Source organism: Acetobacter tropicalis, from assembly GCF_001580915.1.
GTDB lineage: Bacteria > Pseudomonadota > Alphaproteobacteria > Acetobacterales > Acetobacteraceae > Acetobacter > Acetobacter tropicalis.
This window is the reverse complement of the sequence record NZ_LHZQ01000183.1, coordinates 1-25,378: the sequence shown is the minus strand read 5'-3', so window position 1 is coordinate 25,378 and position 25,378 is coordinate 1. Positions and strand designations below refer to the sequence as shown.

General features: G+C 56.7%; 25 protein-coding genes. 12 read left to right on the top strand and 13 right to left on the bottom strand.

What is annotated here, in order from left to right:
• A partial coding sequence (locus AD944_RS04905; protein WP_156477248.1) for a zinc-binding dehydrogenase occupies positions 1 to 600 on the top strand: 600 nt, incomplete at its 5' end.
• 214 nt (positions 601 to 814) lie between these two features.
• On the opposite strand, the gene arsC is transcribed toward AD944_RS04905, so the two are convergent.
• Together arsC and AD944_RS04895 are read right to left on the bottom strand one after the other, a co-directional pair.
• Positions 815 to 1,171 (bottom strand): arsenate reductase (glutaredoxin), encoded by a 357-nt coding sequence (arsC, locus tag AD944_RS04900; RefSeq protein ID WP_035380614.1) that lies wholly within the window; start codon positions 1,169 to 1,171, stop codon positions 815 to 817.
• A 47-nt stretch (positions 1,172 to 1,218) separates the two neighbouring features.
• Positions 1,219 to 1,680 carry an Lrp/AsnC family transcriptional regulator gene (locus AD944_RS04895; RefSeq protein ID WP_035380612.1) on the bottom strand — a complete coding sequence of 154 codons (462 nt, stop codon included), beginning with the start codon at positions 1,678 to 1,680 and terminating at the stop codon, positions 1,219 to 1,221.
• A 117-nt stretch (positions 1,681 to 1,797) separates the two neighbouring features.
• Here AD944_RS04895 and AD944_RS04890 point away from each other — a divergent pair, with 117 nt between their 5' ends.
• The 4 genes from AD944_RS04890 to AD944_RS04875 all read left to right on the top strand — a co-directional run bounded on the left by AD944_RS04890 (position 1,798) and on the right by AD944_RS04875 (position 6,165).
• Positions 1,798 to 3,267, top strand: a complete 1,470-nt coding sequence (locus tag AD944_RS04890) for an aminotransferase class V-fold PLP-dependent enzyme (protein ID WP_052427064.1) — start codon at positions 1,798 to 1,800, stop codon at positions 3,265 to 3,267.
• 148 nt (positions 3,268 to 3,415) lie between these two features.
• Entirely contained in the window at positions 3,416 to 3,598 is a 183-nt protein-coding gene (locus tag AD944_RS17240) for a hypothetical protein (protein ID WP_045541283.1), read from the top strand.
• A 151-nt stretch (positions 3,599 to 3,749) separates the two neighbouring features.
• Complete coding sequence (locus AD944_RS04880; protein ID WP_045541284.1) at positions 3,750 to 4,133, top strand: YidB family protein; 384 nt, start codon at positions 3,750 to 3,752, stop codon at positions 4,131 to 4,133.
• A gap of 337 nt (positions 4,134 to 4,470) precedes the next feature.
• On the top strand, positions 4,471 to 6,165 hold the full coding sequence (locus AD944_RS04875) for a SulP family inorganic anion transporter (protein ID WP_045541285.1): 1,695 nt from the start codon (positions 4,471 to 4,473) through the stop codon (positions 6,163 to 6,165).
• Positions 6,166 to 6,361: 196 nt separating this feature from the next.
• Here AD944_RS04875 and AD944_RS04870 read toward each other — a convergent pair whose 3' ends face one another.
• Both AD944_RS04870 and AD944_RS04865 read right to left on the bottom strand, forming a co-directional pair.
• Positions 6,362 to 7,144, bottom strand: coding sequence for a sulfite exporter TauE/SafE family protein (locus tag AD944_RS04870; protein ID WP_035380608.1), 783 nt, complete (start codon positions 7,142 to 7,144; stop codon positions 6,362 to 6,364).
• Positions 7,145 to 7,191: 47 nt separating this feature from the next.
• Positions 7,192 to 8,118, bottom strand: coding sequence for an MBL fold metallo-hydrolase (locus AD944_RS04865; RefSeq protein ID WP_045541286.1), 927 nt, complete (start codon positions 8,116 to 8,118; stop codon positions 7,192 to 7,194).
• 108 nt (positions 8,119 to 8,226) lie between these two features.
• Between AD944_RS04865 and AD944_RS04860 the strand changes: the two genes are divergently transcribed.
• The 3 genes from AD944_RS04860 (at position 8,227) to AD944_RS17030 (ending at position 9,616) form a co-directional block, all read left to right on the top strand.
• On the top strand, positions 8,227 to 8,886 hold the full coding sequence (locus AD944_RS04860) for a peroxiredoxin (RefSeq protein ID WP_045541287.1): 660 nt from the start codon (positions 8,227 to 8,229) through the stop codon (positions 8,884 to 8,886).
• Positions 8,883 to 9,299: an ArsR/SmtB family transcription factor gene (locus AD944_RS04855; RefSeq protein WP_035380604.1), complete on the top strand. Its 417-nt coding sequence runs from the start codon at positions 8,883 to 8,885 to the stop codon at positions 9,297 to 9,299. Before AD944_RS04860 ends, AD944_RS04855 begins: the two co-directional genes overlap by 4 nt.
• Before the next feature lie 143 nt (positions 9,300 to 9,442).
• A complete protein-coding gene (locus tag AD944_RS17030) occupies positions 9,443 to 9,616 on the top strand; it encodes a hypothetical protein (RefSeq protein ID WP_166443758.1) in 174 nt (57 codons plus the stop codon).
• Between the two features lie 156 nt (positions 9,617 to 9,772).
• Here the strand turns inward: AD944_RS17030 and AD944_RS04850 are convergent, their stop codons facing one another.
• The 8 genes from AD944_RS04850 to AD944_RS04815 all read right to left on the bottom strand — a co-directional run bounded on the left by AD944_RS04850 (position 9,773) and on the right by AD944_RS04815 (position 18,140).
• Positions 9,773 to 10,003 carry a hypothetical protein gene (locus AD944_RS04850; RefSeq protein ID WP_145912742.1) on the bottom strand — a complete coding sequence of 77 codons (231 nt, stop codon included), beginning with the start codon at positions 10,001 to 10,003 and terminating at the stop codon, positions 9,773 to 9,775.
• Between the two features lie 714 nt (positions 10,004 to 10,717).
• The gene (gene holA / locus AD944_RS04845) at positions 10,718 to 11,731 is read right to left on the bottom strand and encodes a DNA polymerase III subunit delta (protein ID WP_045541289.1); all 1,014 of its coding nucleotides are present in this window, start codon (positions 11,729 to 11,731) and stop codon (positions 10,718 to 10,720) included.
• 27 nt (positions 11,732 to 11,758) lie between these two features.
• The gene (locus AD944_RS04840; protein ID WP_045541290.1) at positions 11,759 to 12,457 is read right to left on the bottom strand and encodes an LPS assembly lipoprotein LptE; all 699 of its coding nucleotides are present in this window, start codon (positions 12,455 to 12,457) and stop codon (positions 11,759 to 11,761) included.
• Positions 12,457 to 15,096, bottom strand: a complete 2,640-nt coding sequence (leuS, locus tag AD944_RS04835; RefSeq protein ID WP_045541291.1) for a leucine--tRNA ligase — start codon at positions 15,094 to 15,096, stop codon at positions 12,457 to 12,459. The genes AD944_RS04840 and leuS overlap by 1 nt, the downstream gene beginning before the upstream one ends.
• A 54-nt stretch (positions 15,097 to 15,150) precedes the next feature.
• Entirely contained in the window at positions 15,151 to 15,690 is a 540-nt protein-coding gene (locus tag AD944_RS04830) for a DUF3576 domain-containing protein (RefSeq protein WP_035380590.1), read from the bottom strand.
• 406 nt (positions 15,691 to 16,096) lie between these two features.
• The gene (locus AD944_RS04825) at positions 16,097 to 17,227 is read right to left on the bottom strand and encodes a lytic transglycosylase domain-containing protein (protein WP_052427062.1); all 1,131 of its coding nucleotides are present in this window, start codon (positions 17,225 to 17,227) and stop codon (positions 16,097 to 16,099) included.
• A gap of 122 nt (positions 17,228 to 17,349) precedes the next feature.
• A complete protein-coding gene (locus AD944_RS04820) occupies positions 17,350 to 17,640 on the bottom strand; it encodes a hypothetical protein (RefSeq protein WP_052427063.1) in 291 nt (96 codons plus the stop codon).
• A gap of 65 nt (positions 17,641 to 17,705) precedes the next feature.
• Complete coding sequence (locus AD944_RS04815) at positions 17,706 to 18,140, bottom strand: DUF721 domain-containing protein (RefSeq protein WP_045541292.1); 435 nt, start codon at positions 18,138 to 18,140, stop codon at positions 17,706 to 17,708.
• Between the two features lie 220 nt (positions 18,141 to 18,360).
• Here AD944_RS04815 and AD944_RS04810 point away from each other — a divergent pair, with 220 nt between their 5' ends.
• A complete protein-coding gene (locus AD944_RS04810; protein WP_045541299.1) occupies positions 18,361 to 19,425 on the top strand; it encodes an A/G-specific adenine glycosylase in 1,065 nt (354 codons plus the stop codon).
• Positions 19,426 to 19,509: 84 nt separating this feature from the next.
• A complete protein-coding gene (gene hemH, locus AD944_RS04805; RefSeq protein WP_045541293.1) occupies positions 19,510 to 20,547 on the top strand; it encodes a ferrochelatase in 1,038 nt (345 codons plus the stop codon).
• A 308-nt stretch (positions 20,548 to 20,855) separates the two neighbouring features.
• Here hemH and nth read toward each other — a convergent pair whose 3' ends face one another.
• Positions 20,856 to 21,677, bottom strand: coding sequence for an endonuclease III (nth, locus tag AD944_RS04800; RefSeq protein WP_045541294.1), 822 nt, complete (start codon positions 21,675 to 21,677; stop codon positions 20,856 to 20,858).
• A gap of 156 nt (positions 21,678 to 21,833) precedes the next feature.
• Between nth and AD944_RS04795 the strand changes: the two genes are divergently transcribed.
• Together AD944_RS04795 and AD944_RS04790 are read left to right on the top strand one after the other, a co-directional pair.
• Positions 21,834 to 23,636 (top strand): ABC transporter ATP-binding protein, encoded by a 1,803-nt coding sequence (locus AD944_RS04795; RefSeq protein ID WP_045541295.1) that lies wholly within the window; start codon positions 21,834 to 21,836, stop codon positions 23,634 to 23,636.
• Between the two features lie 223 nt (positions 23,637 to 23,859).
• On the top strand, positions 23,860 to 25,378 hold a 1,519-nt coding region (locus AD944_RS04790), incomplete at its 3' end, for a TonB-dependent receptor plug domain-containing protein (RefSeq protein WP_248845806.1).

Here is a 25,378-nt window from a genome sequence, read left to right as displayed (position 1 = left end):
ACTGGCATTGGGGCGGTGTTGTTTACCGCCAAGGTGGAACCGGGTTCAACCGTGGTGGTCTTCGGGCTTGGCGGTATTGGGCTGAATGTGATTCAGGGAGCCAAAATGGTGGGGGCCGACCGCATCATTGGTGTAGACATCAACCCGGACCGCGAAGCCATTGCCCGCAAGTTCGGCATGACAGACTTTGTAAACCCGAAAGATCTTGGCCCGAATGGTGATGTTGTGGGTCACCTGATTGAACTGACGGACGGCGGCGCGGACTACACGTTTGAATGCGTTGGCAACCCCACGTTGATGCGTCAGGCGTTGGAAAGTGCCCATCGTGGCTGGGGTGTTTCCACCATTATTGGGGTAGCGGCGGCCGGACAGGAAATCAGCACGCGGCCTTTCCAGCTTGTTACTGGTCGGCGGTGGATCGGGTCTGCCTTTGGTGGAGCGCGTGGCCGCACGGATGTGCCCAAAATTGTGGATTGGTACATGGAGCACAAGATCAATATTGATGATCTAATCACCCACAAATTGCCTCTGGAACGGATTAACGAGGGCTTCGATATGATGGCGAAGGGCGAAAGTATTCGTACCGTGGTGGAATACTGAGTCGTCTTTAAGAAAAGGGTTTTTCAGGAAAGGGCAGAATCCGGGTGGGGATTCTGCCCTTTTTTGTGCCGCATTTTTTAAAGCCAAGCGGAAGGGGAGCTTATGTGCGGGCCGATTATACGCTCGCACCTTCAGCGCACCTCCTTTGAACCAGACCTGACAACCAGAAAGTTGCTCTGAACATTTTTTGGATAACTGTTTCTAGAAGACTCGTTCAGGCTGTGGGCAGGACTTCAAATACCAGTTCTTTCGGGCGGCACAGACGCGCCCCAAGTGGGGTGACAACAATCGGCCGGTTGATCAGTTCAGGGTGGGCTGTCATGGCATCCAGAATGGCGTCATCTGATACATCCTCACGCGCCAGCCCAAGGTCTTCATACAAAGCGCCTTTCTGGCGGAGCAGACCGCGTGGCGTCAGACCCGTCTGCTTGACCAATTCTTTCAGCTTGTCCCGGCTGGGGGGCGTTTTCAGATAAAGCACAATCTCCGGTGTTATCCCGGCGTCCTGTATCATGCCCAATACAGTGCGGGAGGTGCTACAGGCCGGGTTATGGTAGAGGGTCACTGTCATAAGATATATCCTGTTCTATCAAGGTAAGTTTAAAAAGAGAGAAACACTTACAGGGGGAGGGGGCGGTTATCGGCAATAGCTTCCATAGCCATGTAGGATGTCACGGTATCAATATCTATTTTTTCAATGATCTTGCGGTAAATGGCGTCAAACGCATTCATGTCCCGGGCTGCAATTTTCAGCATGTAATCATATTCCCCGGCAATTCTGTAAAAATCGATAATATTGGGAATGGAGAGAACAATTTTCTTAAAATCTTCCAGCCAGCTTTGGGCGTGGTGGCGCGTTTTGATCAGCACAAACACAGTCAGCCCCAGTTCCGTAGCGGCCCGGTTGATGCGCGCAGTCTCGCCTTGCAGAACGCCCGTTACGCGTAGGTGCTGCAACCGCCGCCAGCAGGCGTTTTGAGACATTCCCACCCGCTCCGCCAGATCCCGTTGGGAAAGCGAGGCATCCTGCTGGAGCAGGCGCAACAGGGCGCGATCAAGATGATCTAGTTTCTGGTCCATATGCGATCATATGATCGGTTCTGCGCGGCATCAAGCATGAGAAAGGTGAATTTTTCTGATCCAGCACATTCTATTCTGATGCTGCTGTATCCCCGAGCAAAAAGCAGAGAAAGCATTATGATGGCTGGCCCAGAATCTCTTTTTACCCGTTTTGCCGAAAACCTGCGTGGGCGAGATGTGATGGCCCGTTTGGGAGAGGATGTGATTGGGGATGGCCTGCCGATCGCCGGCCCGTTTGGCGTCAAGTCTCTGGTCTATGCCGATTATGTGGCATCAGGTCGGGCACTGGGGTGCATTGAAAAAACCATCGCGACAGATGTTCTGCCCTACTACGCTAACAGCCATACAGAGGCCTCTTTCTGCGGGCAGGTGATGAACCGTCTGCGTCTGGCGGCCCGCCAGACCATTGCGCGGTTGTGTGGGGCCGAGCACGGATATGCCACCATCTTTGCGGGTAATGGTGCTACGGCCGGGTTGAACCGTCTTGTGCATCTGCTGGGGGTTGCTCAGGCGGTGCAGGCAGGAGAGAAGCCTCTGGTTCTGCTGGGCCCATATGAACACCATTCCAATATTCTGCCGTGGCGGGAAAGTGGTGCCGAACTGGTGGAAATTCAGGAAGCGCCCGAGGGCGGACCAGATTTACAACAGCTTGAGGTCTGTCTGGCCAAGGCAGACCCACAACGCCTGACAATAGGCGCGTTTTCAGCGGCATCCAATGTGACGGGTATTGTAACAGATGTTGACGTTGTTACGGAAATTCTGAAACGTTACGGTGCCAGAGCAGTATGGGATTATGCCGGGGCCGGCCCCTATATGCCCATAGACATGAAGGCAGGCACGCCGTGGGAGAAAGACGCCGTTGTGGTTTCGTGCCACAAATTTATTGGGGGGCCGAGTGCGTCCGGCGTACTGATTGTGCGCGAGGCCACAGTGGAGGCATCATGCCCCTCATTGCCCGGCGGGGGGACTGTGCGATTTGTCTCTCCTTGGGGTCACGAGTATTCAGGGAGCATTGTTGCGCGGGAAGAGGCGGGCACACCAGATAGTGTGGGGGATATTCGGGCCGCACTGTGCTTTTTGGTAAAAGAGGCCATTGGCGCCCAGTATATGGCGCACCGCAATGCGGCTTTGTATCAGCATGCATATGAAAGCTGGCAGGCCAACCCGCATTTGCAAATACTAGGGAACCCGCACGCAAGAGAGCATCTGCCTATTTTCTCGTTTTGTGTGAAAGATGATGCAGGACGGCGCGTGCATCATCAGTTGTTCACCCGCATGCTATCTGACGTGTACGGTATTCAGGCGCGCGGTGGGTGTGCGTGTGCTGGCCCATACGCTCACAGGGTTTTGGGTATTGATCAGGAACAGTCCCGCTTATTGCAACAGGCCATTCAGGCCGGGCAGGAGCTTGAAAAACCCGGCTGGGTGCGCCTGAACTTCAGTGTGCTGATGGATGATGCCAAGGTGGATTATATTATCAAAGCCGTAAATGAACTTTCCGTGCAGGCTGGGGCGTTGGCAAGCGCATATGGTTGTGAGGCTGCAACGGCTCGTTTTCGGTATCAGGGCGCAGCGGCTGCGGAATAGGCTTGTGGTGGCTGCCATGCAGCATTGGGACTGAACTTCATGCGCCGTGCAGTGTTGTGAAGCCAGTTAAGTCTCAGGCTGTGCGTTAGCACCGCAACAGAAGGATTGAGGCAACCTGTAAAGAGAACACCATTAGGGGAACGCTGGCATGCAGTTTGATCTGTCTGGCCTGAAGGCCATTGTTACCGGCTCCACAGGGGGAATTAGTTTTGCTACGGCACTCAGCCTTGCAGCGGCGGGGACAGGTTATTTTCATGTAAGAGATTTTCAGAATTATTCAGATAATGACACCATCTTCCGTATGTTACGGAAATTTTTTGATCTGGATTGATAAAAAACGATGCAACAGATGTGGATGCCGGTCGTTGGAAACACTGAACCACTATGAAACGGACCACCCGGCGGACATGCCGGGTTCTGCCCAAGCTCCTATCAGAGTGTCTGTTGGCAGACTGTCCGTCCACCTTTCAAGGAGGAACGATATGACCGCCTCAGCAACGGAACAGTTGAACTCAGTTTTCACCAAAGCCGCAGATACCCTTACTGCGGCAACCACGGATACATCGGGCCTGTTTTCGGCGCTGGTGCAGTATCTGGAGCATAACGGAAATAGTGGCGAGCACGAACTGCGCCAGAATGCGCAAATTCATGGTCTGAATGAGCAGCTTGCCCAGTGGGATCAGGAACGCCGCCCGGATGCAACTACGGAAGACGTGGTAACAAAGCTTCTGCCAGTTCACGTTATTGAAAAGCTGGCAGAGCAAAGTGGCCTATCGCGTGAGGCCGCAGTCAGAGCCCTCACTGGCGTGCTACCTGCCGCCTGCCATAAGGAACGCTCGGACAAATACACCACCCAAACCCGTTAAGTCGCTGATTTTAGAGAAAGGAGAAAGGGTTTTCTTTCTCCCTTCTGGTCGGAAACGGAGCTCTGAGGGGACGCACTCTATAGAGGTGCTTTCCGTCGGGCTCCGTTTTTTTGTGCGTGTCCACGGGAATAAGGCCTGAGACCAAACAAGGCTGCCTAACACAAAGAGCATGATGAACCTCATGGAAGGTGACGAACGCGCGGAATAAAGGCACAAGCATTCTGAAGGCTGTTTGGAAAGTCAGTTACGAAGAGAAGCATGAAAGCGATCTCTGGAAAAAATGACAGATTTTTCAAACAGCCTTTCATGTAACAGAAAAGCATGAGGATGCTGTGAGATGTGGTGGCCCGCACTAAAGCAATGGCGCAGTCGGTTTAAAACAGCAGATGGCCTGCGTGGGTGGGTGCGTGATGGGGTTGCGGGTCTTTCTCTGGCTTCCATGAACATTCCGCAAGTACTGGGATATGCTCGTATTGCGGGTATGCCGGCTGTTACGGGGCTTTATACGCTGCTGCTGCCACTTGTGGCCTTTGCGGCATTTGGTTCATCCCGCCATCTGGTCGTGGCGGCAGATTCCGCAACGGCGGCTATTCTTTCAAGCGCACTTTCTCAAATGGCTGAGCCAGGTTCTGTGCATTACAGGGCGCTTGTCAGTATGGTTGCGTTGCTATGCGCAGGCTTTTTGTTAGTGGCGCGCTTATTCCGGCTTGGGTTTCTGGCTGATTTTCTGTCCCGCACTGTGCTGGTGGGGTTCATGGCTGGGGTTGGTATTCAGGTAGGGCTTGTCATGCTTTTTGATATGCTGGGCCTGAGCGCACATACGCATCAACCACTCTATCAGGTATGGGAATTTTTGCAGGCGCTTCCTCATGCAGTGCCACAGGCTTTCCTGCTCTCTGCCCTGGTTAGTATGAGCCTGTTTCTGGGTAACCGTTTTCTCCCTCATAAGCCTTGGGCTTTGCTGGTGGTAGGCAGCAGTATTTGTGCAAGCTGGTTTTACCGTTTTCAGGTACATGGGCTTTCTGTCGTGGGCCCGGTTGAGGGGGGGCTGCCTGTTTTGAATATCCCTTGGGTGGGGTGGGATGACATGCTGGCCCTCCTACCCGTGGCTACATCCTGCGTGTTTGTGATGATTGCGCAAAGTGCTGCAACCTCACGTGCCATGGCTGATCAGTTTAATGAAACTGTTGATGAGAACGCAGATATTCTCGGCCTGAGTGCTGCCAACGCCGTTGCTGCCCTCAGTGGTGCTTTTGCCGTTAATGGTAGCCCGACACAAACCGCCATGGCTGTCAGGGTTGGTGCACGGAGCCAGAAGGCGCAGCTTGTGTTTGCCGCCATAACAGTGTGCGTCTTGCTGTTTCTTACAAAACCTTTGCAATTTCTGCCGCGCTGTGTGCTGGGTGCAATTGTCTTCAATGTTGCCATAAGCATGATACAGGTGCGCACGTTATGGCATATCCGCCGGGAAAGCCCCGGAGAGTTCGGTCTTGCCATGATCACGGCTTTAACGGTGGTCGGGTTGGGGGTGGAGCAGGGGATTTTCATCGCTATAGCGCTATCCCTTTTCCGGCATGTTCGGCACAGTTATCAGCCTCATACCATGATCCTGAAAGAAGATACGCAAACAGGCGCTATGGAGGCCCAGTCTGTTAAAGCCGGACTTCAGCCGGAGAGCGGAGTTGTGGTCTATCGCTTCTGCGCAGATCTGTTTTATGCAAACTGTCATCGCTTTGTTGAAGATTTACGGCTTATTGCAGAAACATCTCATCCACCCGTCCATTGTATCGTGATTGATGCCAGCGCCATAACGGATGTTGATTATTCAGCGGCTGTTGCTGTGCGAAATGTTTTGAGTCTGCTGCAACAGCAGCACATACGGGTGATATTCGGTCGGGTTTCGTCGTATCTCAGATCTGACATGAACCGGCATGCCCTTTCAGATGTTCTGGGAGCAGAAAACATTTTCCCCCAACTGCATACAGCGTTGGCAGAGGCCCGCCTGTACGCCCAGAAGCAGAGTAAATCCTAGAAGAGGTGCTTTGCTGTTTGGAGCGGAGTGCTCAGAAGCGCACCCCATCAGAGTTACTTCATAGGACCCAGCACCTATGGAGCACTGCATAATCAGTAAACAAAAAAGGAGCAGAAAAATCTGCGTCACAGGTCCGGTGTAGTGCCAATGGTCCTTTTTGTCAGGAACGATACTTATAAACTATAAGAATTTATAACTAAAGAGAGCGAAGGCTCTGCCAGATCATGTAAATGGCGACACAGAAAATAACGCCTGCAAAAAAAGTTGTCAGGCTGCCGGTAGAGCGGGCCATGGAGCGGGCGGTGCGGGTACCTGCCACGCTACCCACGGCCCCACCCACAATAAACAGGGCTGCAAGTTGCCAGTCTATATAACCGGACATCATGTAGCTGGCGGCTGTACTCAGGCCAAACGCAGCTACTGCAACAAGAGATGTGCCAACGGCATTGAGAATAGGCATACCTGTTGAGGCGATTAGGCCCGGCACAATCAAAAAGCCGCCGCCAATACCAAAAAATCCGGAAAGCACACCTGTGCCTAAACCAAAGCCCGCTACTTTTGCGGCATTATCACGATTACAGCTTGCGCCCGGGCAACCCTGATTGCGCCGTCCGCGGAGCATGAGAATACCTACCCCAATCATGAGAATGGCAAAGCATAGCAACAGGCGTTTGCCATCCACCGCTTTGCCAACGGCTGCCCCTACAAATGCGCCTGCTACGCCGCAGGAGGCAAAAATGGCGGCGCATCTCCATTTCACGGTATGGGCCCGGGCGTGTTGGGCTAGCCCCACCAGTGCATTGATAGCAACAGCCAGTGCACTGGTGCCTATGGCAACATGCGGGTTGGAAACACCAACCAGATACACCATGAGCGGCACAGCCAGAATGGAGCCGCCCCCGCCAATCAGGCCTAATGTAAACCCGACAAGCATGCCAGAGAAAATTTCCAGTCCGGTGTGGAGAAGCGGGTCTGACATACTGTAAAATTCTTACCTGAAAAAACCATCTAAAAAACTGAGTATTTTTACATTTTATTGATGGGGATCTTGATATAGCTCACGCCGTTATCTTCTGGCTCAGGCATGTGGCCGCCCCGTATGTTCACCTGCACGGAAGGCATGATGAGGTTGGGAAGAGAGAGTTTGGCATCACGGGTGGTGCGCATCTGCACAAAATCGTCTTCTGTTACGCCATCATGCACATGCACGTTATGGGCGCGTTCAGCTCCCACCGTAGTTTCCCATGCAAAGGTATCACGGCCTGGTGCTTTGTAATCATGGCACAGGAAAAGGCGTGTCTGTTTGGGGAGCTTGAGAAGGCGATGAATGGAGTGGAACAGCATGCGGGCATCCCCGCCGGGAAAGTCTGCGCGGGCTGTGCCGTAATCCGGCATGAACAGGGTATCCCCAATAAAGGCGGCATCCCCGATAATGAAAGCCATGTCGGCCGGGGTGTGACCGGGTACGTGCAGCGCTATGGCGTCCAGCGTACCAATCTTGAAGAGCTCGCCGTCATGAAACAGCCTGTCAAACTGGGAGCCATCGCGGGCGAACTGACTTCCGGCATTGAAAATTTTGCCAAAGACTTTCTGCACCGTGACAATATCAGCCCCAATACCTAGTTTGCCGCCTACCTGTTCCTGTAGCCACGGCGCAGCAGAAAGGTGATCCGCGTGGGCGTGCGTTTCAAGCTGCCATTCTACGTGCAGGCCTTCTGCATGGATATAGGCCACAATCTTTTCGGCAGATGCATAGGAGGTGCGGCCGGAAGAGGCTTCATAATCCAGCACACTATCAATAATAGCCGCCGCCTTGGTATTGGGGTCATGCACCACGTGGCTGGCAGTAAAGGTGGCTTCATCAAAAAAGGTTCTGATAACCGGTTTGGGGCTAACACCACGCTCGGTCATCAGGATCTGGTGTGTTGCAGCGGCGAGGGGTGCGTCCGTCATCGGTAGCGTCCTTGGATTGTTTATAAGTTTATATAAACATGAATATTCATTTTCATTAAATGCGAAACCATCTTGCGTCAAGCAGAACAATCCGCTTAGAAACACATTATGAGCGACCAAACGTTGGACCCCTGCCCGAGCTCCCTTTCTCGGGCCATTCTTCAGATTGGTGATGCCGTGCCAGACTTTGTGGCGCGCACCACGCAGGGCGAATTGACCTTCAGTTCCTTGCGGGGGCACTGGGTCATGCTGTTTGCGCATCCGGCTGATTTCACGCCGGTTTGCACGAGCGAATTTATTGCCCTTGCGCGTGCTGCGCCGCAGTTTCAGGCATTGAACTGTGCGCTTGTCGGGCTCTCTGTCGATAGTCTTCCCTCTCATCTGGCATGGGTTGAGGCGATACGGGAGCGTTTTGGGGTGAGTATTCCTTTCCCCATTGTGGAAGATCCTTCCATGGCTATTGCTCGTGCCTATGGCATGCTGGACACAACGGCCCAGAGTAGTGTGACGGTGCGCGCTGTTTACGTGATTGATCCGGAAGGCATTGTGCAGGCCATAACGTGGTATCCGCCAACGGTAGGCCGCTCTGTAAAAGAATTGCTCCGGCTGCTTAAGGCGCTACAGCAGGTAGCGGAAGATGATGTGCTGACACCGGAAGGCTGGCAGCCGGGTGAGCCAGTCATGTGCCCGGCAGTGCAGACACAGGATGCCGTGGCGGCAGCGGGCCCCGCGTGGTTCATGTCTCTCAAGCAGGAGGGAAGGGGATGACCGCTCTTTCTCTGGAGGAGGCAAAACTGCTGGTTGAGCGGCTGAAACTCTTTGCTCAGCCGCAGCGGCTGCTTATTCTGGATGCGTTGCTGGCTGGCCCTTTGGGTGTGAGCGAACTGGAGATTCAAACAGGCATTGGCCAGCCGACCTTGAGCCAGCAACTGGGGACATTGCGCCGGGCGGATATTATTGTCCCGCGTCGGGAATCACGCACCATTTATTATAGTCTTGCCAATGAAGATGAAGTGCTGAGAGCGCGCGCTCTGATTGGCTTGTTACGTGGAGATCAGTCCACGCTGCCGCTGTTACAGAATATTGCCGCTGGCAAGAAAGCTGCGCCCAAAAAAAGAGGGTATGTCGAAGGGGTGGCCCGCTTTGCGTTTGTTCGTCCGGCTTCTTCAAACGCCAGTTAAAACGATGCATGGTATTGGGTACGTTTCCGCCTTTATAAAGTGGTCCCGGCAAACAGTATGGATGCCCGACTGATAAAAGGCCCCAGAAACCTTTATCCCGTTCAGATGTTTGACCTGTAACTCTTTTTTGAAGGAGATGCTGGATGCGTCGATTACTGGTTATGGTTCTTGCGTTGTCTGTTGTTGGCCTATCTGCCACAGCTTGCAAACCGCAGAAGCGGACATTTGGAGAAAAAGTGCAGGATACATTTGATCCTCCTAAAGGACCTGCCGAAAAAGCTGGTCGCACCCTTGATCGGGCCACAGACAGTAAATAGTTGATTGGTACAGCTTGAAAAAGTGGTCGTGCAAAGCTGAGGCTTACCACTGGCCTGCTGCATCCGTTAGAATATTGCTGCGTATTGAATCACTAGGAGACTTCGCCGGTCATGCAGCCATCCGGCACTGCCGGATGGCTGTTAGAACAGACCTGGCTAGAAATCAGGCCTATCCGCCTCATAGCTATCTTTGAGAGCAAACAGCGTATTATTGAAATACATTGCGATAAAACGTTCATCAAATTCTTGAGGAATTTTCCTGTTTTTCTGATTTGGTGAGTCATTTTCTGGGTAAAGACAATGGAAGCTGCGCATGAATTCCACCGTAAAGGCTGATGCTGCCTGGATCAGAGCAATCTCAATTTCTCGGGTAATTTTTTGCACCATGGTATCTGTCCCAAAAATATATTGATCTATCAAACCTTTTAAAAACAGGGTGACTTATCCTTCTTATAGTTACAATACATTTAACAGCAACGTTAAAATTTAGAACGTGAATGAAACTGGTTGTTCTTTGCGTGCGTTTAGGCACCATCTGTGATGGCGTGGAATCAAAAATATTCCACAAAAGACATGAAAATCTTAAAAACGGGTAGACAGCCATTCTGCCGGTAACAATATCAATGGGTTATGATCGTGATGTAACCGAGAGTGGCGGGCTTTTAGAACCCTCCACCTGTATAACCCACAAAAAAGCTGGTGAATGGTGTCCGCGGCGGGATTCGAACCCACGGCCCCAGGATTCTTCCCACTTCGGTTTTCACCGCCATCTGCCGGGCAGATGCCGTTGGCAGATGTTCGTGGTCTGGACTGTCCCTTTGCCTTAGGCCACCGAAGTGGCCCGTAGGCACCGCCCGTCCAGTCTCTACACCTTCCGGCCCTGCGTGGCAGGGCTGGCTTGGCTCGGGATCGGCACGGTCCGAGTGGACCAGAGCGTTCCCCGACTTTGAGCGGATACACCATGATGTTTCCTGTCATGGCGCCCAATTGCATTAGGAATCCTGTGCTCTATCCTACTGAGCTACGCGGACACACTCTTTCATCTATACTGAAAGCCGGAACGGGGGCAAGAGGCGGCGGTGCCGGATACTGCCCCACGGTTTAACGGCGTGCGGCGCGTGCGGCTTTTGCGGCCAGCGTAGCCACATAGCGTTTACATAAAAGCTGGTCGGGCGCGCCGGTCTGTTTGCAGGCCAGTTCCAGCGCCTGTGTGTCTTCCAGGGCCTGTGTCAGGGCCGCCAGAGGCCAAAGATCAAGAGACCGACCGAATCCATTTGTCCGTTTGAAAAACACTGGCGGCCTGAGGGCTTTCATGGCGTCTGACCGACTTTCCCCCTCGGCCATGGCCGCGCGCACCCGCCGCAGGCGGTTCAGGTGGCTTAGAAACGCACGGGCTATGGTAATGGGGCTGGTGCCCTCCGCCAGAGCCCGCTCAATGGCCAGATCAGCATCCGCGCGGCGACCTTCCGTGGCGGCAAAAGCGGCGTCCTCAATGGAAACGCTACCTGCATCTCCAATGCAGGCACGGGCGTCATCCAGCGTGAGTGTGCCGGTGTCTCCGGCATACAGGGCCAGTTTTTCCACTTCGCTGCGGGCGGCCCCCCGGTCTGCACCCAGTCGGCCCATCAGCCAGTGCAGGGCGTCCGGTTCAATGCGCACCGTGTGGGCTGCCAGCATCTGGGTAATGGTGGCTTCCAGCGTGCGGCCTTCCTCCGGATAGCAGCCAACGCTGGCGCAGTCCGGTCGTTTTTCCAGCAAGGCCCGCAGTTTGGAGCGCGAGGGTAGGCTGGGTGATTCCAGAATAACCACTGTATCGGTGGGCTGTTCCAGCACGTGGCTCACAGCTTTCAGCAGTGAGTCAGAGGCATCACGCACCCGCACCACGCGGCGGCCGCCCATCAGGGAAAGGGCAGTGGCTTCTTCTTCAAGCCGGTCATGGGTTTCCTTGTCCAGCACGGAAACCCGAAACGGATCATCGGTCGAGCCCGCAATCTTGCGTGTGGCATCCTGCGCGCGCTCACGGATCAGCCCGGTATCGTCTCCGTGCAACAGGATAACACGCCATGCGCCAGGGTTCTGGGTAACGCGGGGCAGGGAACGGGCATCAATCTTCATGGTTCGGCTTTCCTGCCGCGCCAGAAATTACAAAGAACCCGCGTTGGGGGCGTTGCGGCCTGTTGCCATATCGGGAATGGCGTCAGCCCCTTCCTGTTCCATGGGGGCCTGTTTTTCGGAATCCGGAATGGCGTTGGGGGTTGGGTAGTAGGCCGCGGGGCCTTGATCACGCCTGCGGGATGGTGCGGCGTGGGTCCGGAACCATGTGGCTACCTGCTGGGTCACCTGCTCGGCCAGAGTCTGTGCCACGCGCCCGATTGCTGTTTCACTGTTCAGGGTCTGGGCAAAATACTGTTCGTACGTGCTGGTGTATCCATCCATTGTGGAGGCATCACCCTGCGCCAGCAGTTTGGGGTATTGTTCAACAGTCAGAAGCTGCCAGTGGGCATGGGCATTCATGCGCACCCGGCCGGATGTGTTGTCCGAGTGGATATCAATAGATTCCTGCCCGAAGGAGGGATGCACAATCAGCGTATAACCATCCGGGTCTTCGGGGCCGTCGCCCGCCATGTTCTGCTGCAATGCCAGCCGTAACTGCTGGCCGGAGCGTTCAGGAATATTGGCAACATAAACCCGCTTCAGTTCCACTTCCGGCGTGGTCTCACCCTTCTGCTCGCCATACAGGGGTTGGAATCCGCAGCCGCTGAGGGCTGCGGGCAACACCAGCAGGGGGAGAGCCGTCAGGGGAAGAGCGAGCGCCTTCCGGAGGGAGCGGGTTTTTTGCATCAGCCTGCCGTTACAAAGTTTACAATGCGGTTGGGCACATGCACGCGTTTGACAATACGCTTGCCTTCAAGCAGCCGGGCCACATTGGGTTCGGCTTCTGCACGGGCCACCACGGCATCCTTGTCTTCATCCGGAGCCGCTTCAATGGTGCCGCGCAGCTTGCCCATGATCTGCACTGCAATGGTCACCTGCGTTGCAGCCAGCAGACTGGGGTCTGCTTCCGGCCACGGTTGTTCCACCACCATGGATGTGCCGGGTTCAAGCTGGGCGTACATTTCCTCGGCCAGATGCGGCATCATGGGGGCGCACAGCAGGCAAAGGGTGCGGGCCGCTTCACGCCGGGCAAACGCCATGCCGGGCAGGTCTGCCGTTTTTTCGGCTTCGGCCAGAGCAGATGTCAGTTCATGAATACGTGCTACCGCCACGTTGATGGTAAAGCCTTCCAGCGCTTCGGTTACCGCCGCAATGGTGCGGTGGTTGGCACGGCGGAGCGCATCGGCCTGCGGGGCGATCTCGGCCGGGCAGCTTTCCTGCGCGGGCACTGTCTGGGCAACTGTGCGGACAACGCGGAACAGACGTTGTGCAAAACGGGCAGCGCCGGAAACCCCGGCTTCCGTCCATTCCATATCGCGTTCGGGCGGGCTGTCAGACAGAACGAACCAGCGGGCGGTGTCAGCCCCAAAGCGCTCGATAATGGCCACCGGGGCCACTGTGTTGCGCTTGGATTTGGACATTTTCTCCACACGGCCAACGGTTACGGGTTCTTCCGTTCCGCGTTTGACCGCGCCATCGCCCTTGCGCTCCACTTCTTCCGGATACAGCCAGTTGCCAGCGGAATCCTTGTAGCTTTCATGGCTGACCATGCCCTGCGTAAACAGCCCGGCAAAGGGTTCGCTTACGTCCAGATGGCCGGTCTTCTTCATCGCGCGGGTGAAGAAGCGGGCATAGAGCAGATGCAGAATGGCGTGTTCAATGCCGCCAATATACTGGTCAACTGCCAGCCAGCCATCCGCCGCGGCGCGCACGGTAGGGGTATCAGCATGGGGTGCCGTAAAGCGGGCAAAATACCACGAGCTATCAACAAACGTATCAAACGTGTCTGTTTCACGGGTGGCGGGCTTGCCGCATTTGGGGCAGGCCACATGCTTCCATGTGGGGTGGTGATCCAGCGGGTTGCCCGGTTTGTCGAAGGTGACATCTTCCGGCAGTTTAACCGGAAGCTGGTCATCGGGAACCGGCACAGCCCCGCAGCTTTCACAGTGAATGACCGGAATGGGGCAGCCCCAGTACCGCTGGCGCGAAACGCCCCAGTCACGCAGGCGCCAGTTGACCACGCCATTGCCCACGCCCATGTCTTCCAGCCGTGCAATGGCTTCACGGCGGGCTTCTTCCGTTGAAAGACCGTCCAGAAAGCCGGAGTTGATCATGGTGCCATCACCGGTGAAGGCGGTTTTGGTGATGGCAAAGTCCGCCTGATCCTTGCCCGGTGGCAGAACAACAGGCGTTACTGGCAGATTGTATTTATGTGCGAAATCAAGGTCGCGCTGGTCACCGGACGGGCAGCCGAACAGCGCGCCCGTGCCGTAATCCATCAGCACAAAATTGGCGATCCAGACCGGGAAGCTCTGGTCAAGGAACGGGTGATTGACGCGCAGGTCCGTATCAAACCCACGCTTTTCTGCCGTTTCCACTGCTTCCACGGATGTGCCAAGACGACGACATTCGGCAATGAACGCAGCAGCTTCAGGGTTCTGCTTGCCTGCCCATTCCGCCAGCGGATGATCTGGGGCAATGGCCAGAAAGGACATGCCAAACAGCGTATCCGGCCGGGTGGTGAACACTTCAACAGCGTTCAGGTTTGTGTCCAGCCCATGCGGCGGTGCGTGTAAGGAGAAACGGACGCGAGCCCCTTCCGAGCGGCCAATCCAGCGTTCCTGCATGGTGCGCACACGGTCCGGCCAGCGATCCAGCGTTTTCAGGCCATCCAGCAGGTCTTCCGCAAAATCGGTGATCTTGAGGAACCACTGCGAAAGCTGCTTTTTCTCGATAGGCGCGCCGGAACGCCATCCCCGGCCGTCTACCACCTGCTCGTTGGCCAGAACGGTCTGATCCACCGGGTCCCAGTTCACCCAGCTTTCCCGCCGTTCCACCAGTCCGGCCTGCAAAAAGTCCAGAAACAGTTTCTGCTGCTTGCCGTAATAATCAGGCAGACAGGTAGCAATCTCGCGGTCCCAGTTCAGGGAGAAGCCAAGCCGCTGCAACGTGGTACGCATGGCGGCAATATTGTTCAGCGTCCATTCTTGCGGATGCACACCGCGTTCACGCGCTGCGTTTTCTGCTGGCAGGCCAAAGGCGTCCCAGCCCATGGGGTGCAGCACCGCGTAGCCCCGTGCCCGTTTGTAGCGGGCAATCACGTCACCCAGCGCGTAGTTGCGCACGTGGCCCATGTGCAACTGGCCAGATGGGTAGGGGAACATCTCCAGCACGTAATATTTCGGGCGGTCTGCCGGGGGCACATCCGGTACCGTGAAGATGCTCGCTTCATCCCATGCTTTCTGCCAGCGCGGTTCAACAGACTGGAAATCGTAGGAAACGGCGGCAGGAGCCGGTGCGGCAGGCGTGTTGGCGGGCTGTGTCATGGAACTCGTGCGGGTCACTGGGGAGAGAGGGAAACGGCAGGAAAAGCCGGGACGTCAGTCGTCCCGGTTGCCGTTGTCCGCGCGCAGCTTGCGGGCGCGGGAGAGAATACGGGCGGCAATGTCAGATGCAGTGTTGGCAGCGGGCGGAGAATCCACCCATTCATCGCCTTCCTTCACCTGCCGGAACACGGACAGACGCAGCGCGTCGGAGCGCAGGCGGCGGTCAAGAATGAACGCGGTAATCTTGAAGCGTTCATTATGCGCGGCGGGTGGTGTGTACCAGTCCGTCAGGATAATGCCGCCTTCAGCATCTGCCGTGGCAACGGGCATGAAGGAAATGGTATCCAGCGTGGCGCGCCACAGATAGGCGTTTACGCCGCCTTTCAGCTTGTCCTCTCCGCCAGATGCACCGCGATCTTCAGCCAGCAGATGGTTGCGCGGGGCTGTCAGATCCGTGGAGGAGCGTGGACCACTGGAGCAGGCAGGCAGAAGCACCACCCCCAGCAGGGCTGCAACGGAAAGGCAGGAAACGCCCGGTATGCGGCGTGCGGAAGAACCGGGAGTGGGACGGCAGGGCATGAGACGACGTGGCATAATGTCGATACGGCTCCTTCGGCGCGCGGGCGTCGATGTTCCCAGTCCTGTCTGCTTGCGGCAGGTCAGGTCCGGTTCATGGTCAATCAGGTCTATTGTGCCTTCATATCCTGTCGGGGCAATCCCGCCAAGCGTCTGCGTGCAATGGCGGCATGGTGTGTGGGAGTCTTTCCGACCTTAGGACAGCCGCAGCGATGGGCACGGTATCTCTCTACTGCACGAGGATACCGCCCGTTGCTTCAGTGTGGAGGCGGTTGGAGCACTCAGCCCTGTCGGTTCGGCAGGGCTTTTTGCGCCGGAATGCGCGGGATTTCCGGCTCAATGGCTCTGCATGAGGCTGTCAGATCCTTCATGATAGCCTCAAAAACGGCTCATAGCCCCCAACACGGACGTTTCAAATTACGTCTTATTGGGTGATCACCAGCACGCAGGACATCCCCTGCTGGCGCAGGCTGGTGCAGATATTGTCTGTCTGATCGGCGGGCAGGCCTGCAAGCCGGGTGCGCCATATGGGACGCCCCGAGCCGCCTGCGTTGACAGGTTCAATCCGGCTGACGGCATTTGCCAGCGCGGTGGAGGATTGTCTGGCCAGTGCCGCAGCGCGCTGTGCCCGTTCCTGCGTGGAGAATGCGCCAATCTGGATGATGGCGTTCCCCGTGCTGTAGGCGGCGTTCTGCCCCCATGCAGCCCGCACTGCTGCCGGGGAAGTTGGTGCGGCTGCATAAGAAACGGGACCAGCCGTTGCAGGCGTGGTTTGGGCTACCGTGGTGCTGGAGACAGGAATACCGTCATCTGCGCCAGCCCCAGACTCAGCTGAGGCACCCATGGGGGCTGGGGGCGCAAGATCATCCTGCAAGGGTGGTGCCGTTCCCACAGTCTGCTGGCTGAGGGACGCAGAAGCCGGAGCGGTAACTGCCGTGACGGTAACGGGCGGCGTAGGGGCCGGGGCGTAAGCAATCTGGGTAGGTTGCAACATGGCGGGGATGGGGTCGTTCAGATGCGGCTTGATGGCGGCCATGTAGGTTTTGGCATAACCGGGCAGCGCCGTGCCACGGGAGCGATGATTCTCCGCGCACTGGGGGCCACAATTATAGGCGGCCAGAAAATCCGGTGACCCGAAACGATCATACAGTTCACGAATATAGCCACTGCCCGCCATGATATTGTCATGCGGATTATAGGGATCGGAACCAAGATGATACCGGTGGGCCAGTTCCATATAGGTGCCCGGTTTAAGCTGCATCAGGCCCACAGCCCCATGCACAGACCGCACCAGATGCCCCCGGATATACTGGTGCCCTCCGGATTCCTGCTGCATGACCGCACGGATCCAGGATTGGGGAATGGAAAAGCGGGTGGAGGCTTCCTGAATATACGGTCCCCACTGGTCAACCGCAGGCCCCGGCGCGCGGTAGGACGTGGGGCGTGATGATGGCCCCGCACAGGCAGAAAGAACCGCCAGACCGCCAAGAAACAGGGTAGAAAGCGCCCGTTTGGGGGAAATGTCTGCTTTCTGAATGCCGTATGCCCTGTTCATGCCCGCATGGTGCCTTTGTTGCTCTGTGGATGCAATCCATAACGGAGGGGCAGAAAGGAGAGGCCGCTATACGGAATACGGGCGATGCGTGATCCGAGTATGGCGTCGGGTGATCCTGTTTCTTACCGAAGCGTCGTTCTGCGTGTTTTTCCGGGCATGGCAGTCGTGATGTCCTGCATCAGGTCCGGGTTGGTGCGTCTGATCTGCCCGGCGCGCAGAATGCTGGCGGCGTTGTTGTCCGGGCTGGTGGCCCATTGTTCCAGAAAATGCAGGTCAGACAGGCTGGTGCGGCCATGTCGGCGCAGGGCGCGGCGGGCGGCGGCAGTCAGAAAGGCGGGTTTAGGTGTCATGGTCTTCTTCAGAAGTTTGCGCCTTTCGCAGGCGTAGATTTTCTGGCCGACGTAACGCGCCATGAATGTGTCAATTTCAAGAGGGGATCAGGACAGATCTGTGAAAGACATACGCCGTCGCGCGGATGTTATCGCTTCTGCTTTTCCCGCAGAATCTGTGCGCCCAACGCCTCCAGAGCCTCCTTTAACGGGCTCTCCTGCATGTCGGGCACGCTGCATTTGGGGGCAGGGCGGAGGGAGGGGGACCGTCTGGCTGCGGCAGGGCGCATGCCTGCCTTGGGGTCCTGCACAAAGCGCAGGCGTGCTACTAGTGCCTGCCCGCACCAGGTATTGATACGGGCAATTAGCGCATCGCTCAGATGTTGCAGTTCCATGGCAACCGGGCCAGCGCATGCAATGGTCAGGGTGCCTGCCGCCAGCTTGCTGGGGGTTGTCACGGCGGCATGAGCCGGGCCGACAATATCGCTCCAGTCCGTAAAAAGCTGCACGCTGGCCGGGTTGCGGCGGCGAAAGGCCGGGGCGGTCACGGCAGGCAGAAGGGCGGCCAGACTCCGCGCCGTCATGGCGCGGCGCGGTGGCTCGGCTGGTCCGGTTTTGCTTGCGGCATGGTCGGTCGTCTTGCCCGCAGTCTGGGCTGATTGCTCAAGGGACGGCTTCCCCTCTCTCTGGGGTGCCGTGCCTGTTTTCGCACTGCTTCTGGCCGAAGGTGCGGAGCGGGTGGTTGCCCGTGTTTTCTTCGCTCCCGTCTTGCCGGAGAGACTCTCCTTCGTCATAACGTCCTCCGTGAAAACCCCGCCCGCCCGTTCCCTGCTTGACTGGTATGATCGTCATCGCCGTGTGCTGCCGTGGCGTTCTGGCCCCGGCCAGACGGCAGATCCTTACGCGGTCTGGTTGAGCGAGATCATGCTTCAGCAGACCACCGTCAAGGCGGTTGGGCCGTATTATCATCGTTTTCTGGAAAAATTTCCAACCGTGCAGGCTTTGGCTGCGGCGGATCGGGATGATGTGCTCTCCGCGTGGGCGGGCCTGGGTTATTATTCCCGCGCCCGAAACCTGCATGCCTGTGCGCAGAAGGTGGTGGAGCTTGGCGGCTTTCCCAACACAGTGGAAGGCTTGCTTACCCTGCCGGGAATAGGGGCCTATACCGCTGCCGCTGTGGCCGCCATTGCCTTCGGCGTGCCCGTGGTGCCGGTGGATGGCAATGTGGAGCGCATTACCTCGCGCCTGTTTGTCATAGAAGAGCCTCTTCCGGCATCGCGCAAAAAACTTGCGGCTCTCGCTTCTGGCCTGAACGCGGATAAAGAAGCGCAGAAACGTCCGTCCGATTTTGCGCAGGCGCTATTTGATCTGGGCGCGTCCCTATGTTCGCCGCGCTCCCCGGCTTGCGGGCTGTGCCCGTGGGTTACGGTCTGCGCGGCGCACAAGGCGGGCATAGCCGCAACCTTGCCGCGCCGCGCCCCCAAGGCGGTCAAGCCGGTGCGATACGGTGCGCATTTTCTGGTGATTGATGCTGCCGGGCAGGTGCTTTTACGCAAGCGGCCAGAAAAAGGGCTACTTGCCGCCATGACAGAATTGCCCGGCACCCCATGGCGCACCGAGCCGTGGAGCACGGAGGAAGCCCTGACCCACGCCCCTGTGCAGACCGAATGGCAGGACTGCGGCATGGTCAAGCATGTGTTCACGCACTTCACGCTGCAGGTCACGGTCTATGCTGCACGCATAAGCCGTTTTTCCAATCAGGCCGTACAGGAGGGGTTTCTGGCTCCCGCAACCGGGGTGGATGCGCTCTCGTTGCCCTCCCTTATGCTCAAGTGCATAAAACGGGGCATGAAAACTCTGGCCACGTAAATCCGTTGGCATGGCAGGCTGGCAAAAGGCCGTTTGTTTTAAAAGACGTTCGGCCAAGGGCTGTTCGGGTTCAGGAAAAAGATCATGGTTTTTCACCATATTCCCCCACGTAAACGCCCTGATGGCACAGCCGCGTTTGAAGGCCGCCCCGGTATTCTGCTCCTGAATCTCGGCACGCCTGATGATACCGGATACCGCTCCGTGCGGCGCTACCTGTCCGAATTTCTGTCTGACCGCCGGGTGATAGAAGGCTCTCCTGTGCTCTGGCAGCCCATTTTGCAGGGTGTTGTCCTGACGGTACGCCCCGGTAAAAGCGGCAAGGCGTATGAGCGTATCTGGGATAAAACCCGTAATGAAAGCCCCCTGCGCGGCTATACTCGTGCACAGGCGGAAAGCCTGGCCCAGCGCTTCATTCAGGATGACGTGCCCGTGGCGTGGGGCATGCGCTATGGCAAGCCATCCGTTGCGGCGGGTGTGCGGGAACTGCTGGAACATGGGTGTGACCGCATTCTGGCTATGCCGCTCTATCCGCAATACAGCGCCACCACGACTGCTACGGCGAATGATCAGCTTTTTCGTGCGCTGATGCGTCTGCGTAACCAGCCTGCTGTGCGCACATTGCCTCCGTTTCCTGATCATCCGGCCTATATCAAGGCACTGGCCGATTCCGTGCGGCACGGGCTGGCACCCCTTGCCTCCCCGCCGCAGATGGTGGTGGCGTCCTTTCATGGCTTGCCGCAGGAGTATGTGGACAAGGGAGATTCCTATCTGGCGGACTGCATCCGCACGGTGGAAGCCCTCCGCGCTGCCTTGGGGATGACTGCGGAAACACTGCCGCTTACGTTCCAGTCCCGCTTTGGGCCCACCAAATGGCTGGAGCCCTATACCGCGCCCTTTATTGAAGCCCTTCCCGAAAAAGGGGTGAAGAATATTGCGGTCATTACGCCCGGTTTCATGGCCGACTGCATTGAAACGCTGGATGAAATTGGCAACGAAGTGCGTGATGAGTTCATGGCCAAAGGCGGAGAAGCCTTCACGCTTTTGCCGTGCCTGAATGATAGCCCCGCCTGTGTGGATATGCTGGAACAACTCGCCCGGCAGGACCTTTCCGGCTGGCTGTAAAAGGCTGTTGCAAAACTCTGCCGGGTTCAGGGGTAACCGGTTTTGGCCATGGATCTGCGGGTGTTTCGTCCAGATGGGTTTGCCGCGTGCCCTCACACCTGTCTTTCAGGTTCAAAAACCTAGGCGGTTTCGACTGTTTACTTTTGACGTATCTCCAAAAGCCTGCGTCAGCCGAAGAAGCTGGTGAGTAGCTTACGGCTTGCCGAACAGAACTGATCGATTTTTTGGCACATGCATGACAGAGAGCATACGCTATCAGGTCGGGCAGGGCAGGGAGCGCGCATGCTCTGGCCAAACAGAAAACCGGCCTATGTGCTCTGACGCGGCGGTTTGCTGACGGGTCTGTCCGTCTTGGCTGGGAACAGGCACGGCGCACTGGCAGCGCAGCGCCAGCATTCCGGCTTACGCGCCTTACACACGTAACGGCCCTGCAAAATCATCCAATGGTGGGAATCACGGATCATTTCCGGTGGAATACGCTTCTCCAGTGCGGTTTCCACCGCCTCCACCGTTTTGCCCCGCCCCAGCCCGGTGCGGTTGGCCAGTCGGAACACATGCGTATCTACCGGCACTGTGGGCTGATTGAACGCAACATTCAGGACCACATTGGCTGTTTTGCGGCCGACCCCTGCCAACGCTTCCAGTTGGTCCCGCGTACCGGGAACCTGTCCATCATGCCGTTCCAGCAACTGGCGGGAGAGTTCCACCACATTTTTGGCCTTGTTGCGCCATAGCCCGATAGTGCGAATGTGTTCGCCCACGCCTTCTTCCCCCAACTGCACCATGGCGGCTGGCGTAGGGGCATCCGCAAACAGGCCCGGCGTAACACGATTGACGGATGCATCCGTCGCCTGTGCAGAGAGCACTACCGCCACCAGCAGCGTGAAAGGCGTGGTGTAATGCAGTTCTGTCACTGCATTGGGCCACGCGTGGGAAAGATCGGTCAGAAAAAGACGAATTTCCTCTTTGGTCATGTCACGTGGGGCCTGCGTGACAGTCTTTGCGTCCTCAACAGGTGCTGCTTTGTCTTTTGCCGCTGCCTTCGGTTTTTTCGGGCTGGCAGCAACCTTCCGTTTGGAGGTTGCGGGCTGCGTGGCACGGCGGGATGAGGGCGGGGGCTGTTTGACCATGGGGGCAGTTTATCCCGCTCCAGGCTGGTGCGTCCATTGGCAGAGTGTGGCCTGAGCACGGTTCTGGTTTGCTAAAAAGAATGGGGCACGATACATAAACGGACCAGATATGGCCTGTTTTCTCAGTTTTCCTGAGCTATTTTTCGGAATTTCCTTATGAATACCCCCTCTTCCGCTGCGCATTCCGCCGCACGGAGGCAAAATCTGTTTGTCGATGTCCTGAAATTTGTCATGCGCCGCTGGCTGGATTTTCCAGTTCCGCTGTGGGTGACTGTGGCCGGTGTCATGGTGGCCACAGTGCTGGATGTGCTCATGCCCGTTCTGGCCGGACGGCTGGTGTCGGATGTCGCGCAGCCCGCAACACAGTCTGCTTTGATGCGGGATGCCATCTGGATGCTGGTTGGCATGGCGGCGTGCGGCGTGGGGAATGTGCTGGGCAAGCGGGCCGCCTATCTGGGCATCACACATCTGACCACGCAGGTCATGCACAAGATTGGCGCGCAGGCTTTTGCGCGGGTGCAGCGTCTCTCCACAGACTGGCATGCCAATACCTTTGCAGGTTCTACCGTAAGAAGGCTGACACGCGGCATGTGGGCGGTGGACATGCTGGATGATACCCTGCTGCTTATGCTCATTCCTGAAGTCTGCCTGCTGGTGCTGACCACATTGGTTCTGGCATGGCACTGGCTTTTCATGGGGGTGCTGCTGGGCGTTCTGTCCGCGGTGTTCATCACCACCTCCTGCCTGCTGACCTTGCGCTATGTTGCGCCCACGGCACGGGAATCCAACCGGTGGGACAGCCGCATGGGGGCCGCGTTGGCGGATGCCATTACCTGCAATGCGGTGGTCAAGGCCTTTGGCGCGGAGAAGCGTGAAGAGCAGCGGCTGGAGGATGTTATTGGCCAGTGGCGCAAACACACCTGCCTGACATGGACACGCGGCACCAACAGCGCCGGAATCCAGAATCTTCTCGTGACCTTCATGCGGCTGACACTGGCGGGTGCGGCGGTCTGGCTATGGTTCAAGGGGCTCGCTGGGCCGGGTGATGTTGCTTACGTACTGACCATGACCTTTCTGGTTCAGGGCTACTTGCGGGATATCGGCCAGCAGGTGTCTGTTGTGCAGCGTTCCGTTAATGAGATGGAAGAGCTGCTTGAGCTGTGGCGTACGGAACCCACGGTGAAGGACGCGTTCAATGCTTTGCCTTTCAAGGCACGCGAGGGCGAAATCCGGTTCGAGCATGTCAGTTTTCAGTATCCGGGACAAAAAAAGCAGATTTTTTCTGATCTGAATATCACCATCACGGCAGGCAGTCGCGTGGGACTGGTTGGGCCGTCGGGTTCCGGTAAATCGACATTCACCAAGCTGTTGCAACGGCTTTATGAACTGGATGGTGGGCGTATCACCATTGACGGTGTGGATATTTCCACTGTCAGCCAATCTGCGTTGCGCGCGGAAATTGCCATTGTGCAGCAGGAACCCATCCTGTTTCATCGCAGTCTGGCGGACAATATTGCCTATGGCAGCCCGGATGCGACACAGGCAGATATTGAAGAAGCCGCCCGGCTGGCCAATGCGGCTGATTTCATTGACCGTCTGCCTGACGGCTATGACACGCTGGTGGGTGAGAGGGGCGTCAAACTTTCTGGCGGGGAACGTCAGCGTGTGGCCATTGCCCGCGCGTTTCTGGCCAATACCTCTATTCTGGTGATGGATGAGGCCACGGCCAGTTTGGATTCTCAGTCAGAAGCGCTGGTGCAGGAAGCCATGCAACGGCTGATGGAAGGGCGTACCGTAATCGTTATTGCGCATCGCCTTGCGACAGTAGTGGATCTGGACCGTATTCTGGTGTTTGAGCGCGGCCGTGTGGTGGAAGATGGCCCGCACGCAAAACTGGTTCAGAAACCCGACGGCCTTTACCATAAACTGTATGAATTGCAGTCTTTGGAACAGGAGTGATCTTCCTGCGTTGAGGAAGGCAGGCAGATGAGGCGGCGCTTTCCTCAGCGGTGCAAACTGTTGCGAAACCGTCACACAGTGTTGCCAATACAGCCTGTTTCCAGACTTTCCAGATGATACCACAAGAAAAGTTGTATAGATAATAACACGTTATTGTCTGTGTTTTTGTGTGTCAGGAGCATGCCTCGTGCATCAGCGTTTTTTGTCAGAGGGTAAAAGCGGCATGTGGGCTGGCAGGGGGGCAGTTCTGCGCCAGCGGGGCAGTTTTACCTCCGCGCTGTTGGCTGCAACTCTTTTTTCCGGGCCGGTTGCCGCTTATGCGCAAACAGCTCTGTCTTCTGGGGGCAAAAACTCTGGTGCTGTGTCTGCGGGCACTGTCGTGCCACATACTTCAAGAGGTGCTCCTGTTGCCGCGCCACAGCAAAATGCGGCCAGCACAGTACGCTCTGTCAGCAAAACAGCCGCACGTATTCCTGTTGAAAGCGGTGCCGAGGAAAGCGTTATTGTAACTGGCACGCGCGAGACAGGGCGCAAGGCCCGGCAAAGTCTTTCCCCTATTGATGTAGTCTCCGCCAAGCAGTTGAGCCAGACGGGGCAGCCCAACCTGCGTGAAGCTTTGGCTCAGCTTCTGCCGTCTCTCACCATGCCGACTGGTGGGTTTGATACAGGCGCCCTTACAGATTCCATCAGTCTGCGTGGCCTGAATCCCAACGAAACGCTGGTGCTGGTAGATGGCAAGCGCCGCCATACAACAGCCAACATGTATGCAGATCCCGGCCCGCAGCAGGGCTCTACCCCCGTTGATATCGACATGATCCCCATGGCGGCCATTGACCATGTGGAAGTGCTGCGTGATGGCGCATCCGCCCAGTATGGGTCAGATGCCGTGGCCGGTGTGGTGAACATCATCCTGAAAAAGCAGGATCATGGTTTTCATGCCCAATCCATTTCTGGCATCACGGCGGCTAAAGATGGTTTCCAGCAGGGCGTTTATCTGGATGGGGGAGCCAAACTGGGGCAGCGTGGCTTCATTCACGTTAGCGGCGATTTCTTTCATACCGATCACACCTATCGCAGCGCGCCTGATGCCCGCACTGGCACCAAAATCAACAATGTGCTGGGTCAGCCGGAACAGACGCGTGAAAGCGTGGCCATCAAGGCCGGATACGATATTACCGACAATATCCAGCTTTACGGCACGGCAACTTATGCGCACCGTCATGCGGAATCGTACCAGAACTATCGCCTGCCGTCCTCTTTGGCCAATTATCCCGGTTATGCCGCCCTTTATCCTTACGGTTATTCTCCCCTGCAAACCATGGAGGAGAATGATTATGAACTCACGGCAGGTATCAAAGGCGTTTTCAAAGGATGGAACTGGGATCTTTCAACCGTTTACGGGCGTGATTACAATGATATCGGGCTGAAGAACTCTGCCAATACGGCCATTGAACGTGATACGGGCCGCACGCCCACCCGCTTTGATGTGCAGGGCTTCAATAATTCGCAGTGGAGCAACACGTTTGATCTTTCACGCAAGTTTCGGTTTTCGGGCTGGCCGCATGAAATTAACGTAGCCGGTGGTGCCTCCTATCGGTACGAAAGCTATTCCATTGGCACGGGCTCACCTGACTCTCTTTATGGCAGCGGGTCTGATGCTCTGGCAGGCACCAACCCCGGCAATGCTGGCAACTTCAATCGGGATGTTGTGGCGGGGTATGTGGATGTTTCCACACATCTTA

Coding starts and splice junctions, on each gene's coding strand:
- AD944_RS04840 (WP_045541290.1), bottom strand. CDS start 12,457: ATGCAAAAAACCCGCTCCCTCCGGAAGGCGCTCGCTCTTCCCCTGACG.
- AD944_RS04825 (WP_052427062.1), bottom strand. CDS start 17,227: ATGAACAGGGCATACGGCATTCAGAAAGCAGACATTTCCCCCAAACGG.
- AD944_RS04795 (WP_045541295.1), top strand. CDS start 21,834: ATGAATACCCCCTCTTCCGCTGCGCATTCCGCCGCACGGAGGCAAAAT.
- AD944_RS04815 (WP_045541292.1), bottom strand. CDS start 18,140: ATGACGGCGCGGAGTCTGGCCGCCCTTCTGCCTGCCGTGACCGCCCCG.
- AD944_RS04860 (WP_045541287.1), top strand. CDS start 8,227: ATGAGCGACCAAACGTTGGACCCCTGCCCGAGCTCCCTTTCTCGGGCC.
- AD944_RS17240 (WP_045541283.1), top strand. CDS start 3,416: ATGCAGTTTGATCTGTCTGGCCTGAAGGCCATTGTTACCGGCTCCACA.
- AD944_RS04855 (WP_035380604.1), top strand. CDS start 8,883: ATGACCGCTCTTTCTCTGGAGGAGGCAAAACTGCTGGTTGAGCGGCTG.
- AD944_RS04850 (WP_145912742.1), bottom strand. CDS start 10,003: ATGGTGCAAAAAATTACCCGAGAAATTGAGATTGCTCTGATCCAGGCA.
- AD944_RS17030 (WP_166443758.1), top strand. CDS start 9,443: ATGCGTCGATTACTGGTTATGGTTCTTGCGTTGTCTGTTGTTGGCCTA.
- AD944_RS04895 (WP_035380612.1), bottom strand. CDS start 1,680: ATGGACCAGAAACTAGATCATCTTGATCGCGCCCTGTTGCGCCTGCTC.
- AD944_RS04875 (WP_045541285.1), top strand. CDS start 4,471: ATGTGGTGGCCCGCACTAAAGCAATGGCGCAGTCGGTTTAAAACAGCA.
- AD944_RS04865 (WP_045541286.1), bottom strand. CDS start 8,118: ATGACGGACGCACCCCTCGCCGCTGCAACACACCAGATCCTGATGACC.
- AD944_RS04820 (WP_052427063.1), bottom strand. CDS start 17,640: ATGGCGCGTTACGTCGGCCAGAAAATCTACGCCTGCGAAAGGCGCAAA.
- nth (WP_045541294.1), bottom strand. CDS start 21,677: ATGGTCAAACAGCCCCCGCCCTCATCCCGCCGTGCCACGCAGCCCGCA.
- hemH (WP_045541293.1), top strand. CDS start 19,510: ATGGTTTTTCACCATATTCCCCCACGTAAACGCCCTGATGGCACAGCC.
- AD944_RS04830 (WP_035380590.1), bottom strand. CDS start 15,690: ATGCCACGTCGTCTCATGCCCTGCCGTCCCACTCCCGGTTCTTCCGCA.
- holA (WP_045541289.1), bottom strand. CDS start 11,731: ATGAAGATTGATGCCCGTTCCCTGCCCCGCGTTACCCAGAACCCTGGC.
- AD944_RS04870 (WP_035380608.1), bottom strand. CDS start 7,144: ATGTCAGACCCGCTTCTCCACACCGGACTGGAAATTTTCTCTGGCATG.
- leuS (WP_045541291.1), bottom strand. CDS start 15,096: ATGACACAGCCCGCCAACACGCCTGCCGCACCGGCTCCTGCCGCCGTT.
- arsC (WP_035380614.1), bottom strand. CDS start 1,171: ATGACAGTGACCCTCTACCATAACCCGGCCTGTAGCACCTCCCGCACT.
- AD944_RS04880 (WP_045541284.1), top strand. CDS start 3,750: ATGACCGCCTCAGCAACGGAACAGTTGAACTCAGTTTTCACCAAAGCC.
- AD944_RS04890 (WP_052427064.1), top strand. CDS start 1,798: ATGATGGCTGGCCCAGAATCTCTTTTTACCCGTTTTGCCGAAAACCTG.